Consider the following 24,207-nt stretch of genomic DNA (forward strand, 5'->3'; position numbering starts at 1 on the left):
AATAAAAAGCAAAAACTAGATAGGGAAAAATCTGGGTAAACCTAGGCAACCTTAGGTAAACTGAAATGTGTGTGAGGATAAAATAAATCAACAGGACTTAGTGTGAGAGGAACATTTTTACCTAGGTAAAGGGTAAAACAATTGGGAAAAAGTGACTATTTTACTTATGCTACAAAATGTATCGCGATAAATAGTGCATTCTTAGATTAATAACTTTAAACTATTTAAGTGAACCTTCAGAATAAATGTAAGGAGATGATTTCATGGATATTGGAAGTAAATTAAAAGCTGAAAGAACAAGAAGAGGACTAACTCAAGAATATGTGGCTACAAAAATGAGTGTGTCACGTTCCACTGTTTCAAGCTGGGAGCTTGGAAGAACCTACCCAGATTTGGATTCTCTTGTTAAATTAAGTGATTTTTATGAAATATCTCTTGATAATTTATTAAGGGAGGACAAAGTTATGGTGAAGAAAATGGATAAAGATTTGAGAAGAGGGCGCTTGTCGCTGAAAGCAATTCCCATAGTTATAGTTATTTTAGTAGGGATTTTATTTTTTGCGAATAAGAACTTTCATTCAAATACACGGGTACCGATACCTTTGGCGAGTATCAGTCGCGTTTCAATGGTTCCAGAAGAATTATCCAAGCAAACAGAAATTGGCTTAGAGGTTTCGGAAATGGATCAAACGAGCTATTCAGGTTATAGTGAAAGTATCCAAGATGAGGTACTGTACATCACATTGTGGAAATCCTCGGCTTCTAGTAGTAATTCAAAAGCATTTAAAATTAATTTAAAGCTAAACGATTTTTCTGCAGATGAGATAAGTTCTGTAAAAAAAGTAGTTTTAGTTTCGGATATCTTAGGCGATGAAAAGAATTTATCAGATTATGATAATAAAGTAATCTGGGAATAGAATATTTTTGAGATAGTTTAAAGAATAATTGGATTACTAAGTAGGGAGACTTTAACTATAAATGGTATGCTTGTAGATTCATCTATCGTTCAATTACTAACCGAATTGTTTTAACAATCGACCAAAATAGACAATCTTTGACAGCGACCGACCGAATTATTTCCCTATTTTGGCGGTTTATGCTATTATACACACGTACCAAAATTAAAACTAAATAGAACACTATCACAAAGGGGAGCCTGTTTGGCTGAGAATGAGGAAACTCTAAACCCTTCGTACCTGTATCGATCATTCGAGCGTAGGAATTGTGATGGAGTAATGATAAATTATTACTTCTCCTTTGTGACTTTTGTTCTAGAAGGAGGAGTTTTTTTGAGCAAAGAATTAAAAGTTTGGATTGAAGGAGCGATTATTGCGGCACTTGCGATGGCGTTAAGCTTCATTCCAACAAGTATTGGGGTGAGTTTTTCGATTTCTCTAGGGGTTATTCCAATGACCATCTTTTCTTTACGACGAGGCTGGAAAGCGGGCGTAATGGCTGGATTATTATGGGGGCTGCTCCATTTTCCGACAGGGCGAGTTGATTACTTGTCGGTGATTCAAGTCTTGATTGAGTACCCAATTGCTTTTACGTTTGGTGGATTTGCTGGGGTGTATGCTGCAAAAGTACGTCAAGCAACTTTAGCTGGGGACTATAAAAAAGGGCGGCGCTATATTCTGGCGGGCGCATTTACAGGTGGCTTGGCTCGTTACTTTTGGCATTTTGTTGCGGGGGTCGTTTTCTGGGGAAGCTATGCGATGTGGGGCTTCAGTCCGGTCCTTTATTCCCTCGTTATGAATGGAGTTAGCGGGTTAGCAACGATTGCTGTGGCAGTTGTGGTGTCTTTATTGATCTATCAAAAGTCACCAGAATTGTTTATTCCAAAAGAAGTTCGACGGGCTCATCAACTACAAAATAGTCATTAGACTAGAAAGTTAGCGAGTAACAAAATAAAATAGGCAATTAAATAAAATAAGGCACGTAGGAATGTGAATCATGTACATTCTTACGTGTCTTTTTGGTCTAGATAAAGTATGTTATTAAGTGGAAGTAATAAATGCTCTCTAACGCGTATATTGTGCGAAAAGTAGGTCTTCTTGGCCTTTTTCTAGTCGCCATTTTCGCTTATTTGATTGGTAGATTAATGTGGCTAACAAGTTTTCTTCTTGATAACGAGCTCCTTTGATCTTCCAGACATAATCTTCTACCACATAGATTGGAATCCGATACTCTTTATCGATTAGTTCAGCTTGCTCAAATGAAAAAACTACACCTTCTTGAAGAATGCCGCGCATGTCTTTCAATAGGTCACTATCTAGCTTTTCTACAGAGATTCCCTTACGAAAGAACGTTTTTCGATCATTTAATTTCTCTAAAAGAATACGGGTTAGTTTGTCCGCAAGTATCCGGTAAAATTCATCCATATAACGATAATAAACACGAGTTAAGTCCTCATTAAAGTCAAAATAAACGAAATTATTTTGTAATTTATAAAAGAAAGGAGAGTGTAAATGCGTTTTGGTGTGACCAAAATACAAGAGTTCTGAAATCTCCAAAGGCGTGAGCTCTTTTAACATGGTGAGATCTGTAAAATCAATCCATTTTAATGAGCTGTTTTGACGTTTCTTATAGATCTCGTCAAAATAAGTGCCAACCTCTTCAGATCCACGAATGACTTTCAATCCGGTATGAGTATCGTACTCACCATATTCTGCTACAGGGTCTAATAATAATAAGTTTTTAGGTTGATGAACAATCCCTCGTACGAAATCTGAGGCATGAATACCATGCGAGACGACAGCATTACTGATTGGATCGATATGTACATATACTTTTTTTGTCATCTCAGTTTCCCCTTCCCCCACGTAACTAGTCCTATTTTACAACACAATTAATCAAAATGCTTGTTTCTTTTACTTTAAGATTCTATTACAAAACGGTGATTTTATAGTAAATTTCCCACTTATTTTTTGTCATTTTTGACAATCATTTTGCGTGTTAGAATTAAGTAAATAAATAACTAGGGTAAAGTCTAGGTAATTATCTAGGTAATCGACTGGGTAAATTATTGTGTCTAATAGTAAGCGAATAGGTGGAAGAGAAGGCAAGATGACTTGCTAAAATCATAGCCTGAAAAATAAAAATGGTTTTTTTCACTGATTGTGATAATATAAAAACGATATGGAGAGGTGATTATATGGCAAATCGACGTAAAATTAGAAAAAAGAAACAACGCTCTAGAGTCGCTAACTGGCTCATTAATATTGGCTTGATTTTACTATTAGTCGTAGGACTGGCATTAGTTTTTAATAATCAAATAAAGAACTTTTTGATCAAACAGAATGGTGAAAGCTACGCGATTGCTTCTTATACAAGTAAGCAACTGGAAGAGAATAAGAATAAGGACACGACATTTGATTTCGAAGGAGTGGAATCGATTAGTACGGAGGCCGTTTTACGAGCACAATTTGCTAATAAACGCTTGCCTATTATTGGTGGGATTGCTATTCCAAGTGTCAAAATTAATCTACCGATTTTTAATGGTCTATCTAACGAAGCCTTACTTTGGGGAGCGGGTACAATGAGTCCAGATCAAATAATGGGCCAAGGTAATTATGGTTTGGCAAGTCATCGAGCCTATGAGCCGGACTTACTATTTACCCCTTTAGAAAATGTAAAAACAGGTGAAAAAATTTATATTACTGATTTGAAGAATATCTACACCTACACAACGACGGTTAAACGGCAGGTTGAACCAACTGAAGTAGAAGTATTGGACGTTGTGGAAGGGAAAAAATTAATCACCTTGGTTACCTGTGCGGAAATTGAAGGAATTAATCGAATCGTCGTCCAAGGCGAGCTAGAATCTATAACCTCTGTCGATAAAGCAAGTGAAACGATGGTCAAAGCATTTGAGATTGAACAAAAAACTTATTGATGTCGAGTGAACTAATGGCGAAGACAGATTGGCTAAGGCTCTAGATAGCGATACTAACTAAATTTATCAGACTTAATTTAGTTATTTTCATACTAAATAAACCCAAGCACTTTGACGTTTTTTCTCAACCTAGGTAAATATGAGGAAGACTGGGTAAAGTGGGTAAATTTAATTTGTCAGTTAGCTTTGAGTAGAAACATATACGGCTAATGGTTGGTAACAAAAATAGTGATTCACTAAAAAACGTTCGGAAATTTTGATGAGTAGTCAAAATTTTCGAGCTTTTTTGCTGTTTAGAGAGTATAGCTATCCTACTAGGAAGCTCTATAAAATAAGCTTTTTGGCATTTTCTATTTGTCCAAGACTTGGTGTTCCTTCCATCAGAAAGATGGCAAAGGGTTCAATAAAAAACATTGATTTTATTACTAAATCAGTTCAGTTAGCTTATAGAAAGGCAGGGGATTCTCAATATTCTTGATCAAGCTACGCGTACCACTCTACTACTTGAAATTTAGAGAATAGAACCGGAAAATCCATTGAATAGTAGATTTTGCTTCTAAAATAGGTCTTTTCATCTCGATATTTCTCATGAAGGGTGCGCAACTAGCCACAAGTATTTGAAATGTATCTAGTTTGCTATCTGTTAAATGATAGGTTCAAAGATTATCAGAGCTATAAACCCTGCAAAATCAAGGTTCTGCGTGGGGATTTTATAAAAGCTATCTGAGTTTAATTCACATTTTGCTAAAATTTACAGTTTTTTGTGTTTTTTCAAAGTTGTGGCTAGTTGCGGTGTTTTTCCATAGTTCAGCAGAAGCTAAAATAGCAAGAACTCATTGTTTAGTAGGTTTTGCCTTTAAAAGTAGCGTTTTCACCTCAAATTTTACCTGTAATGATGCGCAACTGGCCACAAGTATTAAAAAATTCGGACATATTGCCAATTTTTTTCGACCTTAAACGGCTTTAAATAACTAATTGAGTTTTATGAGGTCAGGCAACGATTGAATTTACGTAGATACAGATTGGTAAACTGAAGTTGTGCGTAAGTTTAGTCGTTTAAATTTTTGTTAATTGGAGAGTAAAAATCTACATTTTTTATCTAGGATCTAAGCAGCTCTATTATTCTTCTATTGAAAATGCTAGTTTCTTTGACAACTAGCTAGTCTTGTTTCCTATTAAATTACCTAGGTAGGTGAGTAATTTTTGATCGTTCTGTGTAAAGATCTTCGTCGTGAGATAGGAATAGCTGCTGCCTTACTTAAAAAGTGTAAGGTTATTTTTTTGCTAAAATTTTGACAATTTCTCCTTAAAAACGACTGGATTTCATTTAATAACTCTACCTATTAAATAAGAGTAGGGCATAATTATAGGTAGATAAGGATTAATTGTGTAACAGATTAGACGATAGCGAGAAAAATATAAAGAAAGGTTGACGTGAAAAAAGGCTAAAATGACGCAAAAAAAATCTTGGAAGTACCAATTCCAAGAAATATCGAAAAAATAGCTATAAAACAGCTTAAAAATAACTGTATTTTTTTTATGGATGAAGAAAAAAAGTGATGTATCCAATAATATGGTACGTTATTTAAACTTTCCTGTCAAGATTATTCAAAAAAATTGTAAAACAGGTAAAATAACGTCGGTTTTATTTAGAAATCCATCATTTCTTCTTAGTTTTTTTAGCCGTCAAATAAGCCGTCAAGTGAACTGATTAGAAAGGGAGAGAAATTACCTATGGCACGTAAAGGAGAAAACATTTATAAACGAAAGGATGGCCGTTGGGAAGGTCGTTACATTAAGAGTCGTCGAATAGATCGTTCCCCACGTTTTGGTTATGTATACGCCCAGACTTTCCGGGAAGTTCGAGAGAAATTGTTACTTAAGAAACAGCAATATAGTTATCTAACTCAAATGACAAAAACAATCTATCAGGGTTCTGTGACAGATTGGGTGTATGAATGGTTAGAGGGTTCAGTGACTAAAACAGTCAAACCCTCAACGTATGCAAGCTATCGCCACAAATTAACGTCTTATGTTTGTCCTTATTTTGAAGAGATTCCCTTACACGAATTGACGCAGGCGACTATTCAAGAATTCGCTGATTCTCTGCATGAAAAGGGGCTTTCTGTCAATACCATCAAGACTGTACTCCAAATATTGAAACGTAGTTTGCGAGAGGCTATTCATCGAGAATACCTATCGATCGACCCGATTCATGACATTATCTATTCTGAGGAAGCCAAGAAGAAAATCACGGCTCTATCAGAGGTTGCTCAACAACGGATCGAAGAAGAAGCGACTCATTATGCTAAAGGATTGCCAATCCTAATTGCTCTACACACAGGTCTTCGGATTGGTGAAATTAGTGCCTTGAAATGGCGCGATGTCAATCTTGAAACGGGGGAATTAACAGTAACTCGGACGCTTCAAAGGATTCCTTGCGCTAAGACAAAAAATAGCACAATCGTAACCGAAGGAGTAGCCAAGAGTGGCTCTGCACAGCGAATTATTCCGCTAAATCAAAAAATCTGGACTTTACTGAAAGAAAAGAAAAAACAGGCAACAAGCCCATATGTTGTAGGGTATAACAATCGGTTTTGTGAACCGCGAACTATCAATTACCAGTTCAAACGGATCTTAGAAAAACTCGACTTGGCTAGCTATCGATTCCACCAATTACGCCATACGTTTGCTACCCGTTTGTTAGAAAAAGGAGCAGATATTGCGTCAGTTAGTGCTTTGTTAGGCCATCATTCGGCCAAAATGACTTTAGATGTATATGTTGATTCACTCATGACCCAACGAAAAAAATGGGTCAATCAATTAGTCTAATGCTTGATTTAAAAGTGGGTCTAAATGTTGTCTGAAAATAAGTCAGTGGACTGTAAATTTCAGACGTAAAAATTTGTCTGTTGGTTTTATAAGCCGTCAGATAAGCCGTCAAGGGTTTCCCGAGGCTTATACGACAAGCTTTTCCAAGGTTTCTTGGAATTGGTACTTCCAAGAAGAAAATGAATGAATTTCTGTATTGTTTTTAAAATTTAACCCGTTATTTAGTATAGCGATTTTTATGGGTAAAGTCTAGAGGGCAAATGGGGATTCTCTAGAAAATGGTGGATTCTTTAAACGGTTAAGGAGGTGGCCCAAAATTAATAAGTGTATTGGGATGATTAGAATAGTAGAGTGCACGGATACAGGTTCTGTCATCATTGATGAATAACTAGGGGATTAAAATGATGAGCACCGACTAGAGCAACTCTAACTAACCACAGAGTTTACGAAGAGTGAATCTGTGACACATAGCAAATAGGTCAGTAATAGAAGACTGAAGAATGAATTTGAGATGCTTTAGACTACATAAAAGAAGAATGTTACATAAAAAGTGATCAGAAGATCTATAGGAGAAAAATTTTAAATTTTTGCTCAAAAAATAATCGATGTTATGGTTCGTTCACTAGTGAGACTTTAAGTTTCGTCAGGGTTTGTTGATTACGACTGATAAACGAGTGGGTCCATGGGGAAATCACTGGCAAGAAGAACTGTGGAAATTGACGTAAAGAGACGACTATAAAGAGAAAACTGACAGTCCCTTATTTAGAGAAAAGATTGGTAAGGGATAGATGATTTTAAGCATTTTAACAAGCTTAGGAAATAGCTTCCTACTATATAATAACGAATTTATATGGCGGCTTTTTAAAATATATTCTATTTATAGCAATAGGAGGAGAATGAATGGAGAGACTGAGAAAAGTTTTGACGATTATCGGTTTGCTGGGTATTTTAGCAAATATAATGCCAGTCAACGCTTTTGCCGTATCTAACAATGAAGGGATCCGATTTAGTGATGCCAAGATTGTCGATACGACAGGCAATGAAATTACAGAAAATAATCTTACGAAGAAGGCCGAGAATGTCAAGGTCGTGCTAGATTGGGAACTAGCTACTTCGAGTAAGGTAAATGGACAACTATTAATTACGAAGCAGTTACCGACAAATCTGAATATTCCTGACCAATCAGGGGTGTTGGGTAATGATTTGGGGAGCTATCAGGTACAAAATAAACAATTGTCATTTATTCTGACCGGTTACTCACAAGAAAGTGCGGATGAACTGATCAGTGAAAGCTCGGTTGTTATAAAAGATTTCAGAGGCAAAATTGAAATCAATGCGAGCACAATCAATGAAGCAAATGCTAGCACTGAAACAGTGGCGTTTGAGAATCAACTGACGCGAACATTGTTTTATGAGCAAGAAACAGTCGCTTCTTCTAGTGAGACGGAGGTTTCTACAGAAGAGCCAGCAAATGAAGCAACAGAGGAAACAGCTGCTGAATCTACAGAAGCTTCTACTGAAGAATCGAAAGCTGACAAAGAAGATAAAAAAGAAACGAAGAATGGCAAAGCGACTTTCGCTGCAGATTTGTCAGCTAGTGTTTCTATCGATGGGTTGAAAGTTTACAAGAAACCTATCGGACAACATGATTGGACACCAGTTCCAGCAGGTGGCTCAATCATGTTAGGAGATTCAGTCAAATTTGAAGTAGACTGGTCAATTCCTAACTTGACTGCCGTTACGGGGGATACTTTAAAAATTCCGTTGTCCGTTGGAAACTTTTCATTTAAAAATACCAATCCGCAAGATTTAATTACGGATGGTGTGGTCATTGGTCAGTGGCGCATTGAAGGCAGTCATTTCACGGTGGTCTTTAATGATAAGATTGAATCCAAAGATTTGTTGAAAAACGGAACAGTTGAAGCGATTGGTGCGGCAAACAAAGTTGGTGACAATTCACATATCATTATCAACGGTACCGATATGATGGAAGTCGATATTGTGCCAGCGCCAGTTATCGAAATACCGGATGATCCATGGCCAGTTGGTTCTGATATTATGAAAGCGGGTCTGGTTTCAGGTGGTAGCTTGAATCAAATCGGTTGGATTGCAGATGTCAACTTTAAATCGATGAGAGAGTATTATGAGACTGGGAATTTCCCAGTTAAAGATAATTTCTTATTTATCGATGAGCTAGCAGAAGGAACGTCTTTTGCAGATGGTTCTTTATCAATTACCTCAAGTATCAAGTCGATGTATGATAACAAAGACGGTACCTTCACGATGGGGCAAATTCAAGTAGGTACGGGTGTTCCAATTACTCATCCTAGCTTCTCGAAGATTACCCCAAATGTGGGTGAATCCAAAGAGAGCTTCAAAGGGCGTGTGGTAGCAGGTCCACAGCTTACTTATGGGGTCTATAAAGATAGTAATGGAATCGAAACATTGTATGTGAACTATGGTTCACTACCCTCTGCTTCGAATCAAATTAAATACAAAAAAGATGTGGCCTTAACAGGAATCGATAAGTTATATAATGAAGGGAAATTAACGGTAGCTGGAAGAGAGCGACTACTTGAATTTCTGGAAGACATTGATTTTCAAGCACCAGCCTTCCGTATGAACTTCCGTGTGGATGTTAAAGCAGGTACTAATCACTATAAGAATAAGATCGAACTTGAGTGGGATGGAGGCAGCGTTAACTCGAACGAATCTACTGTCCGTTATGAAGATGTAACTGCCGGCGTTCAAACAGGTGAAAAAGGCAGTATCCGGATTCTTAAAAAAGATGCACTAGGCACAGTCTTACCTGGCATCGAATTCAAGCTGCAAGTCAAAAATGGCGCAGGTGTTTTCATTGATTACACACCAATTGATGGGGGCACAGCTATTCGAGCAACTGACAGTACAGGATTAGTTGAATACAAGAAACTAAATCCAGGCGTCTATCGTTTAGTCGAGCTAGTTGATTTCACTGATCCAGATAGCGAATTCTATCAAGCAACTTCCAAAATCACGACACCTATCGGGGTGACAACGACAACAGATGAATTTGAAATCAAAGAGTCCGATTCAAAAGGATTTGTTGCCAATGTCGTGAATCATCGTCAACTACAAAAAACAGTTACCAAGGTTTGGAACGATGGCGATAACCAAGACGGTTTACATCCAAATAGTGTCCAAGTTCAATTACTCGCGGATGGTGTGGCAAAAGGCTCACCAGTGACCTTGAATGCTGGCAACAATTGGTCGCATACGTGGAAAGAATTACCTGAAGCGAATCAAAACACTGTGATTAACTATACAGTTCAAGAAGTTGGCACAGTGCCAGGTTATACGGCGACAATCACGACCGATGATGAGACGGGCGATGTGACGGTAACCAATACACATGAGCCGGCGTTAGTCGATGTCGATGGCTCGAAAACATGGGCCGATAGTAATGACCAGGATGGTCTACGTCCAGATAGCATTACAGTTGAGTTATATGCAGACAATGCATTAGAAGATAGTAAAAACGTAACGGCTGCAACGAGCTGGGAATATCAATTTGCTAATCTGCCAAAATACAAAAATGGCGTAGAAATTAACTATACGATTAAAGAAGTTGCTGTACCGAATTACACGACGACAATCAATGGTTTTGATATTACCAATAGTTACATACCGAAACAAACGAGCGTCGCTGTTGAGAAAGTCTGGGATGATGCCGATAACCAAGATGGCTTGCGTCCAAATAGCATTGCGGTTCAGTTGTATGCGAACGGCACGGCTACAGGTACACCGCTGACCTTAAATGCAGGCAATCAGTGGAAAGCTTCTTGGCCTGGATTACCAGAAAAAGCGGCTGGACAAACGATTACTTATACAGTTGCCGAAGTTGGTAACATCACAGGTTATACGACAGAGGTTACTGAAGGTGATCCAGGTAAATTTACCATCACCAATAGTCATACCCCTGAAAAAACTAGCGTAGCTGGTGAGAAAACGTGGGATGATGCCGATAACCAAGATGGCATTCGACCAACTAGTATTACCGTTAATTTATTAGCTGATGGTGAGGTTGTGAAGACTAAAAACGTGACCGCTAATGGAGACGGCGAATGGTTGTATTCATTTGAAGACTTAGATAAATATAATGCGGGTCATCAGATTGTCTACACAGTGACGGAAGAAACTGTCGCAGATTATACAACTAGTTATTCAGGATTTGATATCACCAATAGCTACACACCAGGCGAAACCGGTCTTTCTGTACTGAAGGTTTGGGCTGACGCGAACAATCAAGATGGCCTTCGTCCAACGAGTGTGCAAGTGCAATTGTATGCGGATGATGTAGCGAAAGGCGCACCGGTTACCTTAAATGAGGGCAACAACTGGGCTGCTGACTGGGAGAATTTACCAGAAAAAGCCGCGGGTCAAACGATTGTTTACACAGTTCGAGAAGTCGGCAATGTTGCTGGCTATACGACAGTTGTGAATGCCGACGATCCAAGCAACGTGGTGATTACCAATACTCATACACCAGAGGAAATTGAGATTAAAGGGAAGAAAACCTGGGATGATGCCGATGACCAAGATGGTATTCGACCAGATGAGATTACCGTAAATCTATTTGCTAATGGTTCGAAAGTTGCCGACCAAACAGTATCAGCAACTGAAGAGTGGAAATACATATTTACTGGGTTACCAAAATTTGAAAATGGTGTAGCGATTAATTACACCATTAGTGAAGAGTTGGTTCCTGGTTACACATTTGAATATACAGGATTTGACATTAAGAATAGTTACACACCAGGTGAAACAGCGGTTAACGTGACGAAATCTTGGAATGATGCGAATAACCAAGATGGCTTGCGTCCGGATAGTATCCAAGTACAATTGTATGCGAACGGCGAGGCACTAGGCGCACCTGTGACCTTGACTAGCCAAGATGGCTGGGACCATACCTGGGATGAATTACCAGAAAAAGCTGCGGGTCAAACGATTCTTTATACGGTGGAAGAAGTAGGTAGTATTCCTGGCTATACGACTTCAATTAATTCAGCAGATCCAGCGAATGTGATTATTACGAATACCCATACGTCAGCTTTAGTGGATGTCGATGGGTCGAAAACGTGGGACGATGCCGATAACCAAGATGGCATTCGACCAGATAGTATCACGGTAAATCTATTAGCTAATGGCGTTAAAATTGATAGTAAAGAAGTCAAAGCTGAGCATGGCTGGGAATATGCATTTGAGAACTTACCAAAATTCGCGAATGGGCAAGAAATTACTTATTCGATTACCGAAGAGGCAGTTCCTGGCTACACCTTTGATTACACAGGCTTTGATATCACGAATAGTTACACACCAGGCGAGACCGGTCTTTCTGTTAAAAAAGTTTGGGCTGACGCCAACAATCAAGATGGCATTCGTCCGACGAGTGTCCAAGTTCAATTAAAAGCCGATGGTGCTGCTGAAGGCGCACCGGTTACTTTAGATGAGGACAACGAGTGGAAAGCGAACTGGACTGGTTTACCAGAAAAAGCAAATGGTCAAACGATTCTTTATACGGTGGAGGAAGTCGGCAGTGTGGCGGGTTATACGACCGTTGTCAATGCAGACGATCCAGCGAATGTGGTGATTACCAATACCCACAAACCAGAAGAAATTGAGATTGAAGGCGAGAAACACTGGGAAGATGCCAACAACCAAGATGGTATTCAACCAGATAGTATCACTGTCGAGCTTAATGCAAATGGTCTGAAAGTTAAGGATCAAGTTGTCTCTGAAAATGAAAACTGGGAATACAAATTTACCGGATTACCTAAATATGAAAATGGTGTAGCGATTAATTACACGATTAGTGAAGAAGTCGTGCCGGGCTATACGGTTGATTACACAGACTTTGATATCACGAATAGCTACACACCAGGTAAAACGGGTGCAACAGTCAACAAAGTCTGGGCTGACGCGAATGATCAAGATGGTCTGCGTCCAGATACGATTCAAGTTCAATTAAAAGCCGATGGCGTTGCACATGGCGCACCAATCACACTTTCAAGTGCTGATGGCTGGAGCTATAGTTGGACCGATTTAGATGAGAAAGCGAATGGAACTACGATTGTTTATACTGTTGAAGAAATTGGCAGTCTGCCAGGCTACACAACAGTGGTCAACAATAATAATCCAGCGAATCTCATGATTACCAATAGCCATACGCCAGAAACAATCAGTATTAATGGCGAGAAGCATTGGGATGATGCGGATAACCAAGATGGCATTCGTCCAGATAGTATTATTGTGAACCTGAATGGCAATGGTCAGGTAGTTGCGACTCAAACAGTGACGCCAAATCCATTAGGGGAATGGGTCTATGAGTTTACGGACCTACCGAAATTTGAGAATGGTCAAGAGATTAACTATACAATCTCAGAAAATGCTGTACCAAATTATTCAGCAGATTATACGGGCTTTGATATTACGAATAGCTACACACCAGGCAAAACGAGTGTAACTGTGACGAAAGCTTGGAATGATGCGAATAACCAAGATGGCATTCGACCAACAAGTATCGATGTTCAATTGCTCGCGGACGGCGTAGCAAAAGGGGCACCGATTACGTTAACAGCGGGCATGGATTGGTCATATACATGGCCGGATCTAGATGAGAAGGCTGCAGGACAAACGATTGTTTATACAGTTGTCGAAGTGGGGACGATTAACGACTACACAACGCAAATTACGAACAATGGTCCGACAAACTTCACTATCACCAATACCCATGCACCAGAAAAAACGTCAGTGAGTGGCGAGAAACACTGGGATGATGCGGATAACCAAGATGGCATTCGACCAACAACGATCGAAGTTAACTTATGGGCAGATGGCGTGAAAGTCGACAGTAAAACAATCGCTGATAACGCGGGACATTGGACCTATGAATTTACCAACCTAGATAAATATCAAGCCGGTAATGTCATCAACTATACAGTGACCGAAGAAGCCGTACCGAATTACACAGTGAGCTACGATGATCAGAGCTTTGATATGACAAATAGCTACACACCAGGAAAAACGGCTGTCTCAGTACAGAAAGTTTGGAATGATGCGAATAACCAAGATGGTCTACGTCCAGATAGTATCGACGTTCAATTGTATGCCGATGGCCAAGCCAAAGGCGCGCCAGTGACATTAAATGAAGCTGGTTTATGGAAACATACATGGGACACCTTGGATGAAAAAGCAGCGGGTCAAACGATTGACTATACGGTCGAAGAAGTTGGCTCGGTGACGGGCTATACAACGACTAAGAATGACAATGATCCGAAAAATGTTTCGATTATCAATCAACATACACCAGAATTGATTGATGTGATTGGGTCGAAAACATGGGCTGATGCTAACGATCAAGATGGCGTGAGACCAGCAAATATTACGGTTCGTTTATGGGCTAATGGTGAGGAAATTGATAGTAAAGTAGTTTCAGCTGATGATAGCTGGGATTATATATTTGAGAATTTACCAAAATTTGCCAATGGTAGCGAAATCGTCTATGCGATTACGGAAGATACCGTGCCAAACTACACAACGGACTATACGAACTTTGACATTACAAATAGTTATACACCAGGGAAAACGACTGTAAAAGTAACGAAAATTTGGAATGATGCAGAGGATCAAGATGGTCTTCGTCCAGCGACGATTGATGTTCAATTATTTGCCAATGGTGTTGAAAAAGACGCACCGGTTACTTTAACAAGTGGCGATGGTTGGAGTTTTGAATGGGCTGGCTTGGATGAGAAAGCAGCCGGTCAACCGATTGTTTATACGGTGAAAGAAATTGGCAGTGTGACAGGCTACACAACGGTTGTCGATGATGATGATCATTCAGCTATCACGATTGCCAATAGTCATACGCCAGAACTGACTGAAGTCACAGGTGAGAAAACTTGGGATGATGCTGATAACCAAGATGGTATTCGACCAGATAAAATCATCGTGAACTTACTTGCGGACGGCGAAAAAGTCGCCAGTCAAGATGTTGAAGCGAATGACGAGGGCAAATGGCTCTACCAATTTACTGACTTAGATAAGTACAAGAATGGTCAAGAAATTGACTACACAATTACCGAAGAAGCAGTGCCAAGTTATACGGTGAGCTACAACGGGCACAACATTACAAACAGCTACACACCAGGTAAAACAGGTGTCACAGTGAAAAAAGTTTGGGCTGATGCCAACAATCAAGATGGCTTACGTCCAACAAGTATTGATGTTCAATTGTATGCGAATGGTTCGCCAAAAGGCGCGCCGGTTACTTTAACAGGTGACGAGTGGTCGCATAACTGGACTGGTTTGGATGAAAAAGCAGGCGGTCAACCGATTGTCTATACCGTTCAAGAAGTCGGTAGTGTGACTGGCTATACGACGGTTGTCGATAATGACGATCCTGCCAATATCACAATCACGAACACCCACATACCAGAATTGACTGAAGTGTCAGGTCTGAAAACCTGGGATGATGCCGACGACCAAGATGGCATTCGACCAAACAGTATTGTGGTGAATTTACTTGCCAATGGCGTGAAGATTGACAGCAAAACCGTGACTGCCGCAGATGGTTGGGCTTATAAATTTGAAGAACTCGATAAATTTGAAGCCGGAACTGAAATTAACTATACAGTGACGGAAGAAGCGGTCCCAAGTTATACACCGTCTTATCAAAACTTTGATATCACGAATAGCTATACGCCAGGTCAAACGAGCGTATCTGTTCAAAAAGTTTGGGAAGATGCCGATGATCAAGATGGTCTTCGTCCAACAAGTATTGATGTTCAATTGTATGCCGATGGCGTTGCCAAAGGTGCACCAGTGACCTTAACCGGTGACGGGTGGTCGCATCAATGGATTGGCTTGGATGAGAAAGCAGCCGGTCAACCGATTGTTTATACAGTGAAAGAAGTTGACAGCGTAACAGGGTATACAACGGTTATCGATAATGATGATCATACTAATATCACAATTACCAATACTCATATACCGGAGCTAACTGAAGTGACGGGTGAGAAACATTGGGATGACGCGGATGACCAAGATGGCGTGAGACCGTCAAGTGTGACCGTTAATCTATTGGCAAATGGCGTAAAAGTTGACAGCAAAGTGATCAACGAAGACAATTTCTGGGAATATGCCTTCATAGAGCTCGATAAATATGAAGCAGGCCAAGAAATTACGTACACAATTACCGAAGATACCGTCCCTAATTACTCAGTAAGCTATAACGGATTTGATATTACAAATAGCTACACACCAGGTCAAACAAGTGTTTCTGTACTGAAAGCTTGGAATGATGCCGATAACCAAGATGGCATCCAACCAACCAGTATCGAAGTGCAATTGTATGCGGATGACGTAGCTTACGGTGCACCAGAAACCTTAACAGCTGGTGGGAACTGGTCTCATACGTGGCAGAACTTGGATGAAAAAGCAGCGGGTCAACCGATTGTTTATACCGTCCAAGAAGTAGGCAGCGTAACAGGTTATACAACAGTTGTGACTGAAGAAAATCCTGGGAACTTTACGATTACTAACAGTCATACACCAGAATTAACTGAAGTAACCGGTGAGAAACACTGGGATGATGCCGATAACCAAGATGGCATTCGTCCAGATAGTATCATCGTGAACTTACTTGCTAACGGCGTAGAAGTCGACAGTCAAGAAGTTGAAGCAGACGGTGAAGGCAACTGGAAGTACACATTTACTGACTTAGATAAGTATGAAGCAGGTCAAGAAATTACCTATACAGTGACTGAAGATACTGTGCCAAATTATTCGGTGGATTATAGCGACTTTGATATTTTCAATAGCTATACACCAGGTCAAACCAGCATGTCTGTACAGAAGGTTTGGGATGACGCGAATAATCAAGATGGTCTTAGACCAACCAGTATCGAAGTTCAATTGTATGCGGATGGCGTTGAAAAAGATGCGCCAGTGACCTTGAATGAAGATAATCAATGGAAACATACATGGGGCAACTTGGACGAGAAATCAGCCGGGCAACCGATTGATTATACCGTGCAAGAAGTTACGAGTCTTCCTGGCTACACAACGTCTCAAACGACAACTCCTGGCAATGTGACAATCACCAATAGTCATACACCAGCACTAGTTGATGTTAATGGCGCAAAAACATGGGACGATGCCGATGATCAAGATGGCGTTCGACCAGACAGCATTACGGTTAATTTATTAGCCAACGGCGTCAAAATTGATAGTCAAGTCGTGTCAGGCGGATCTTGGGATTACGGATTTACTAATCTACCAAAATTTGAAAATGGGGTCGAGATTAACTACACAATTAGTGAAGATACCGTCCCAAGCTACACAACAACTTACGAAGGATTTAATATTACTAACAGCTACACACCAGGTAAAACGAGTGTTACTGTGACCAAAGCGTGGAATGATGCAGGCAACCAAGATGGCATTCGACCAACGAGCATTCAAGTCCAATTGTTTGCCGATGGAACAGCCTACGGTACACCAATGACCTTAACAAGTATCGACAATTGGAGCTATACATGGGTCGGCTTAGATGAAAAAGCTGCTGGCCAACCGATTGTCTACACGGTTGAAGAAATTGGCACTGTACCTGGCTACACGAAAACGAAGGATGATACTGATCCAGCCAATGTCACAATCACTAACAGTCATACACCAGCTGAAGTTTCCGTTGAAGGGTCGAAAACTTGGAATGACGCGGATGATCAAGATGGTGTCAGACCAACAAGTATTATTGTGAATTTACTGGCTGATGGTTTGAAAATTGATAGCCGATTAGTTGAAGATGATGGCGATGGCAACTGGACGTACTCATTTGCTGGCTTGCCAAAATTTGCCAACGGGCAAGAGATTGCTTACACGATTACGGAAGATACTGTTCCTAATTACACCACGACTTACCAAGGCTTTGATATTACAAACAGCTACACACCAGGTCAAACGGGTGTTACTGTAACGAAAGTCTGGAACGATGCCGACAATCAAGATGGCTTACGTCCAGATAGTATCGAGGTTCAATTGTATGCCGATGGCGTAGAAAAAGGCGCACCAGTCACCTTAACAAGTCTTGACAACTGGTCGTACACATGGACCGACTTAGATGAAAAATCTGGCGGTCAAACGATTGTTTACACGGTCCAAGAAGTTGATAGCGTACCTGGCTATACAACGGTTGTGAACAATGACAATCACACGATTACTAACAGTCATACACCAGAATTAACGGAAGTAACCGGTGAGAAACATTGGAATGATGCCAATAACCAAGATGGCATTCGACCAGATAGTATCACGGTTAATCTACTAGCTAACGGCGTAAAAGTCGACAGTCTAGAAGTTGAAGCAGATGGTGAAGGCAATTGGGCTTACGAATTCACTGGCTTAGATAAATTTGAAGCGGGTCAAGAAATTGACTATACAGTGACCGAAGAAGCCGTGCCAAATTACACAGTCAGCTACAACGAGAATGATTTTGATATCACCAATAGCTACACACCAGGTCAAACCAGCGTTTCTGTATTTAAAGTCTGGGATGACGCTAATAATCAAGACGGTCTTCAACCAACCAGCATCGACGTTCAATTGTATGCCGATGACACAGCTTACGGGGCACCAATTACCTTAACGGCTGGAACAGGTTGGAGTCATACATGGGGTAACTTAGATGAGAAAGCTGCCGGTCAGCCAATTGTCTATAGAGTGGAAGAAGTTGGTAGTGTACCTGGCTATACAACAACCAAAAATGATACAGATTCAACGAATGTGATTATCACCAATAGTCATACACCAGCCGAAGTGACGGTTGAAGGTGAGAAAAATTGGGATGATGCCAACAACCAAGATGGCGTCCGTCCAACAAGTATCATGGTGAATTTACATGCCGATGGACTGAAAATTAAGAATCAAGAAGTCGAAGCAGATGAAGAAGGCAATTGGACCTATAAATTTGCTGATTTACCAAAATTTGCAAATGGTTCAGAAATTAATTACACAATTACCGAAGATGCCGTACCAAATTACTCGACGACTATCGTGGGTACGAGCATTACCAACAGTTACACACCAGGCCAAACGAGTCTAACCGTTAACAAAGCTTGGGCTGATGCGAATAACCAAGATGGCATTCGTCCAGCAAGTGTGCAAGTTCAATTGTTTGCCGATGGCGTAGCAAAAGGGGCACCAGAAACCTTAACCGCACCGACTTGGACCCATACATGGGGCAACTTGGATGAGAAAGCAGCTGGCCAAGCGATTGAGTACACAGTGCAAGAAGTTGGCACAGTCTCTGGGTATACAGCGCTAGTGGATGCAACTGATCCAATGAACGTACTGATTACGAACAGCCACACACCAGAATTGACGCAAGTCTCAGGTGAGAAAACATGGGATGACGCCAACAATCAAGATGGCGTACGACCAAATAGTATCATCGTTAATTTACTGGCTAATGGTCTGAAAGTCGACAGTCAAGAAGTCGAAGCAGACGATGAAGGAAAATGGACGTACGAATTTACTGGCCTAGATAAATATGAAGCAGGTCAAGAAATCAACTACACAATTACCGAAGATACAGTACCAAATTATTCAGTGAACTATAGCGGATTTGATATCACAAACAGCTATACACCAGGTCTAAGAAATGTTTCTGTACTGAAAACTTGGGATGATATGAATAACCAAGATGGCATTCAACCAACCAGCATTCAAGTTCAATTGTTTGCGGATGGTACAGCTAAAGGCGCACCAGTGACCTTAACAGCAGGTACAGGTTGGACCCATACATGGGAAGATTTAGATGAAAAAGCAGCCGGTCAAGCGATCGTCTATACTGTTGCGGAAGTTGGCACTGTAACCGGCTATACAACAGTTGTGACGGAAGAAACGCCGGGGAACTTTACGATTCTTAATACCCATGCGCCAGAACAAACGCAAGTGAGCGGTGAGAAAACATGGAATGACGCCAACAATCAAGATGGTGTCCGTCCAACAAGTATCATGGTGAACTTATTGGCAAATGGCACACCAGTCGCTAGCCAAGAAGTAACCGAGGATGACGATTGGCGTTATGAATTTACTGGCTTAGATAAATATGAAAATGGGCTAGAAATTGATTACACAATTACCGAAGATGTTGTACCAAATTACTCAACTGATTACCAAGGCTTTGATATTACAAACAGCTATACACCGGGTCAAACTGCGGTAACTGTGATCAAAGCGTGGGACGATGCAGCCAACCAAGATGGCCTACGTCCAGAGAGTATCGAGGTTCAATTGTATGCGGATAACGTTGCAAAAGGCGCACCCGTGACATTGACTGAAGATAATTCATGGACCCATACATGGGACAACTTGGATGAAAAAGCAGCCGGTCAAACGATCGTCTATACTGTCGCGGAAGTTGGCACTGTAGCAGGCTACACAGCGGCGACAACAACTACGCCTGGAACGGTCGTGATTACCAATAGTCACACACCAGCAGAAGTTGATGTGAACGGTGCGAAAACCTGGGATGATGCCAACGATCAAGATGGTTTCAGACCTGCAAGCATTACCGTTAATTTATTAGCGGATGGCGTGAAGATTGATAGTCTAGACGTAACAGAGGCCGATAGCTGGGAGTATGCATTTACTAACTTGCCGAAATTTGCCAATGGTACGGAGATTGACTACACAATTACCGAAGATGCGGTACCAAATTATTCAGTTACTTACGAAGGACATAACATGACGAATAGTCATACACCAGGTCAAACTGGCGTAAACGTGACGAAGGTTTGGGCGGATGCGAATGACCAAGATGGTCTACGTCCAACAAGTATCGAGGTTCAATTGTATGCCGATGACGTAGCTTACGGCGCACCAATTACCTTAACAAGTGAGAATAACTGGACGCACAGCTGGACAGATTTGGATGAGAAAGCAAACGGTCAAACGATTGCTTACACGGTTCAAGAAGTCGGTTCTGTAACCGGCTATACAACTGCAGTTGATGCAAATGATCCAACGAATGTTGTGATTACAAACAGCCACACACCAGCAGAAATCACTGTTAATGGGGCGAAAACTTGGAACGACGCGGACAATCAAGATGGCGTTCGACCAGAAAACATCACAGTTAATTTATTGGCAGATGGCGAGAAAGTAGCTAGCCAAGTGGTAACCGCTGATGACAATGGCGAATGGCGCTATGCATTTACTGATTTACCGAAATTTGCGAATGGTAGTGAAATTGACTATGTGATTACCGAAGAAGCTGTACCGAACTACTCAGTGACGTACAACGGTTTTGACATCGAAAATAGCTACACACCAGGTCAAACAGCTGTTTCTGTCAACAAAGTTTGGGCAGATGCGGATAACCAAGATGGCCTGCGTCCAGACAGTATCGAGGTTCAATTGTATGCCGATGGCGCTGAAAAAGGCGCACCGGTGACCTTAAATGAAGAGAATTCATGGAGACACACATGGGGCAACCTAGATGAGAAATCTTCTGGTCAAACAATTGACTATACAGTCGAAGAAGTTGGGACTGTCGCAGGATATACCACAGTCAAGGACGATGAAGATCGTGCCAATGTGGTAATCACCAACAGTCATACAACGGAAGAAACACAAGTAACAGGTTCGAAAACATGGGCTGATGCCAACAATCAAGATGGCTTACGTCCAACAACAATCACCGTGAATCTATTGGCGAATGACGTAAAAGTTGCGAGCCAAGTGGTAACAGATGATGGCTTTGGTAATTGGAACTATTCATTTACTAACCTAGATAAATACGAAAATGGCCAAGTAATCAACTATACAATTACCGAAGATGCGGTAGCGAACTATACAACTGAGTATGCAGGCTATGACATCACCAATAGTCATACACCAGCACAAACAGAAGTGAGCGGTGCGAAAACTTGGAACGACGCCAACAATCAAGACGGCGTTCGACCAGATAGTATCACCGTGAACTTATTGGCAAATGACGAAAAAGTCGACAGTCAAGAAGTAACCGCTGATGAAGAAGGCAACTGGACTTATGCCTTCACAAATCTAGATAAATTTGTCGACGGTCAAGAAATTACGTACACAGTGAGTGAAGAAGCTGTGCCGAATTACACGACAACTTACGAAGGATTTGACATCACTAACAGCTACACACCAGGTCAAACAACTATTTCTGTAAATAAAGTTTGGGCTGACGAAAACAATCAAGATGGCTTACGTCCAGACAGTATTGATGTTCAATTGTTCGCGGACGGTGTTGAAAAAGGCGAAGCAATTACCTTGAATGAAGCCAACAGCTGGACACATACATGGACTGACTTAGCTGAAAAAGCAGACGGAAAAGCGATTGTTTATACAGTTGAAGAAGTCGGCAATGTTACAGGATACACAACAGCAGTTGATGATGCTGATCCAGCAAACGTAGTGATTACGAACAGTCATACTCCGGCAACAACTGAAGTAACGGGTTCGAAAACTTGGAACGATGCCAACAATCAAGATGGCGTTCGACCAGACAGTATCACCGTGAACTTGTTGGCAGACGGCGTCAAAGTCGCAAGCCAAGAAGTCAAAGCAGACAAAGAAGATAACTGGAATTACAGCTTCACTGACCTTCCAGAATTTGCCAATGGCCAAGCAATTGTCTATAGCATTTCTGAAGAAGTAGTGGCAAACTATACGACTACTTACGAAGGCTTTGACATCACAAACAGCTACACACCAGGTAAAACTGGCGTGACTGTGACGAAAATCTGGGCTGACGCAAACGATCAAGATGGTTTACGTCCTGAGACTATCGCCGTTCAATTGTTCGCAGATGGCGAAAAACAAGGCGAAGAAATTACCTTGAATGCAGCTAACAGCTGGACACATACTTGGACTGATTTAGCTGAAAAAGCTGATGGAACAGTGATTGATTACACAGTTGAAGAGGCTGGCACGGTCGCTGGTTACACAACAGCGGTTGATGCAAGTAATCCAGCGAATGTAGTGATTACGAACAGTCACACACCAGAAACAACTGAAGTAACAGGTTCTAAAACTTGGAACGACGCTGACAATCAAGACGGCGTTCGCCCAGAAGCAATCACTGTGAACTTATTGGCGGATGGCGAGAAAGTCGCAAGCCAAGAAGTCAAAGCTGATAAAGAAGGTAACTGGAACTATAGCTTCACAGACCTTCCAGAATTTGCGAAAGGACAAGCAATTATCTACACAGTTTCTGAAGAAGCGGTCACAAATTACACGACTACTTACGAAGGATTCGACATCACAAACAGCTACACACCTGGTCAAACAGGCGTGACAGTAACGAAAGTCTGGGCGGATGGCGAGGACAAAGATGGTTTACGTCCAACAACGATTCAGGTTCAATTGTTCGCAGATGGCAAAGCAACTGGCGAGCCAGTAACGCTTGATGCCGAAATGAATTGGAAGCACACATGGACTGAATTAGCTGAAAAAGCAGACGGCAAAGCGATTGCTTACACAGTAGAAGAAGTCAGCGAAGTAGAAGGTTACACGGCAACTGTTGATGCCAGTGATCCAGCGAATGTTGTAATTACTAACCACCACACACCAAAAGTGGATGATCGTTTGATTCAAATCATCGGTCAAAAAACGTGGGTTGATGAAGACAACAAAGCGGGCGCTCGTCCAACAAGCATCACCATCAATCTATTAGCAGATGGCGTGAAGGTTGACAGCCGTGAAGTAACAGCAGAAACTGACTGGGCTTACAGCTTTGACAATCTACAAGAATTAGCTGATGAACGACCAATCGTCTACACAATCAGTGAAGAAGCAGTCGAAAACTATACACCAATCTATGATGGCTTTGATGTAGTTAACCACTACACACCAGAAACAACTAGCTTAACTGTCAACAAAGTTTGGGATGATAGCAACGACAAAGACAAGCTACGTGCGAAGAGTATTGAGGTTCAATTACTCGCAAATGGGCAACCAGTTGAACCAATCGTGACCTTGTCTGAAGAAAATAATTGGACAGCAAGCTGGACTGAATTGGCTAAAGAAGCAGACGGTAAAGTAATCGAGTACACCGTTGAAGAAATTAGCGAAGTCAAAGGCTATGTGGCAACTGTGACAAAACTGGATGAAACTAACCAGACAATCACGAATAAACATACACCTGAAGTGAAGCAACCGGATCCAAAAGATCCAACAGAACCAAAAGCACCAGCGAAACCAGTAACACCGGTAACACCAAAAGCACCGAAGAAAGATCAGCCTAAGAAACAATTACCGAAGACTGGGGAAGTAACAAACCCATTCGTCAGCTATCTAGGTGTTAGCTTGATCGCGTTCGTGGCACTCATTGAACAACGCAGAAGAGCACAAAAAAGCGCTAAAAGATAAAGGGTAGCGCAAGCTAATTGAATAGGTGATGAGACTTACTGCTT

At 41.0% G+C, this 24,207-nt stretch carries 6 protein-coding genes and 1 riboswitch; of the genes, 5 read left to right on the forward strand and 1 reads right to left on the reverse strand.

Going from position 1 to position 24,207, the window contains the following annotated elements:
* Positions 1 to 263: 263 nt before the first annotated feature.
* Positions 264 to 917: a helix-turn-helix domain-containing protein gene (locus tag BAU15_RS15305; RefSeq protein ID WP_161843592.1), complete on the forward strand. Its 654-nt coding sequence runs from the start codon at positions 264 to 266 to the stop codon at positions 915 to 917.
* A 221-nt stretch (positions 918 to 1,138) separates the two neighbouring features.
* A riboswitch (TPP riboswitch) is annotated at positions 1,139 to 1,239 on the forward strand.
* A 50-nt stretch (positions 1,240 to 1,289) separates the two neighbouring features.
* Positions 1,290 to 1,883 carry an energy-coupled thiamine transporter ThiT gene (thiT, locus tag BAU15_RS15310; protein ID WP_237580216.1) on the forward strand — a complete coding sequence of 198 codons (594 nt, stop codon included), beginning with the start codon at positions 1,290 to 1,292 and terminating at the stop codon, positions 1,881 to 1,883.
* A 138-nt stretch (positions 1,884 to 2,021) separates the two neighbouring features.
* Here the strand turns inward: thiT and BAU15_RS15315 are convergent, their stop codons facing one another.
* Positions 2,022 to 2,801, reverse strand: coding sequence for a hypothetical protein (locus BAU15_RS15315; RefSeq protein ID WP_161843594.1), 780 nt, complete (start codon positions 2,799 to 2,801; stop codon positions 2,022 to 2,024).
* Between the two features lie 353 nt (positions 2,802 to 3,154).
* On the opposite strand from BAU15_RS15315, the gene BAU15_RS15320 reads away from it, so the two are divergent.
* The 3 genes from BAU15_RS15320 to BAU15_RS15880 all read left to right on the forward strand — a co-directional run bounded on the left by BAU15_RS15320 (position 3,155) and on the right by BAU15_RS15880 (position 24,163).
* Positions 3,155 to 3,895: a class A sortase gene (locus BAU15_RS15320; RefSeq protein WP_161843595.1), complete on the forward strand. Its 741-nt coding sequence runs from the start codon at positions 3,155 to 3,157 to the stop codon at positions 3,893 to 3,895.
* Positions 3,896 to 5,629: 1,734 nt separating this feature from the next.
* Positions 5,630 to 6,727, forward strand: coding sequence for a tyrosine-type recombinase/integrase (locus BAU15_RS15325; RefSeq protein ID WP_161843596.1), 1,098 nt, complete (start codon positions 5,630 to 5,632; stop codon positions 6,725 to 6,727).
* 900 nt (positions 6,728 to 7,627) lie between these two features.
* Positions 7,628 to 24,163, forward strand: a complete 16,536-nt coding sequence (locus BAU15_RS15880; protein WP_161843597.1) for a Cna B-type domain-containing protein — start codon at positions 7,628 to 7,630, stop codon at positions 24,161 to 24,163.
* Positions 24,164 to 24,207: the final 44 nt, after the last annotated feature.

The sequence above is a fragment of the Candidatus Enterococcus huntleyi genome (assembly GCF_009933175.1).
Classification (GTDB): domain Bacteria; phylum Bacillota; class Bacilli; order Lactobacillales; family Enterococcaceae; genus Enterococcus_K; species Enterococcus_K huntleyi.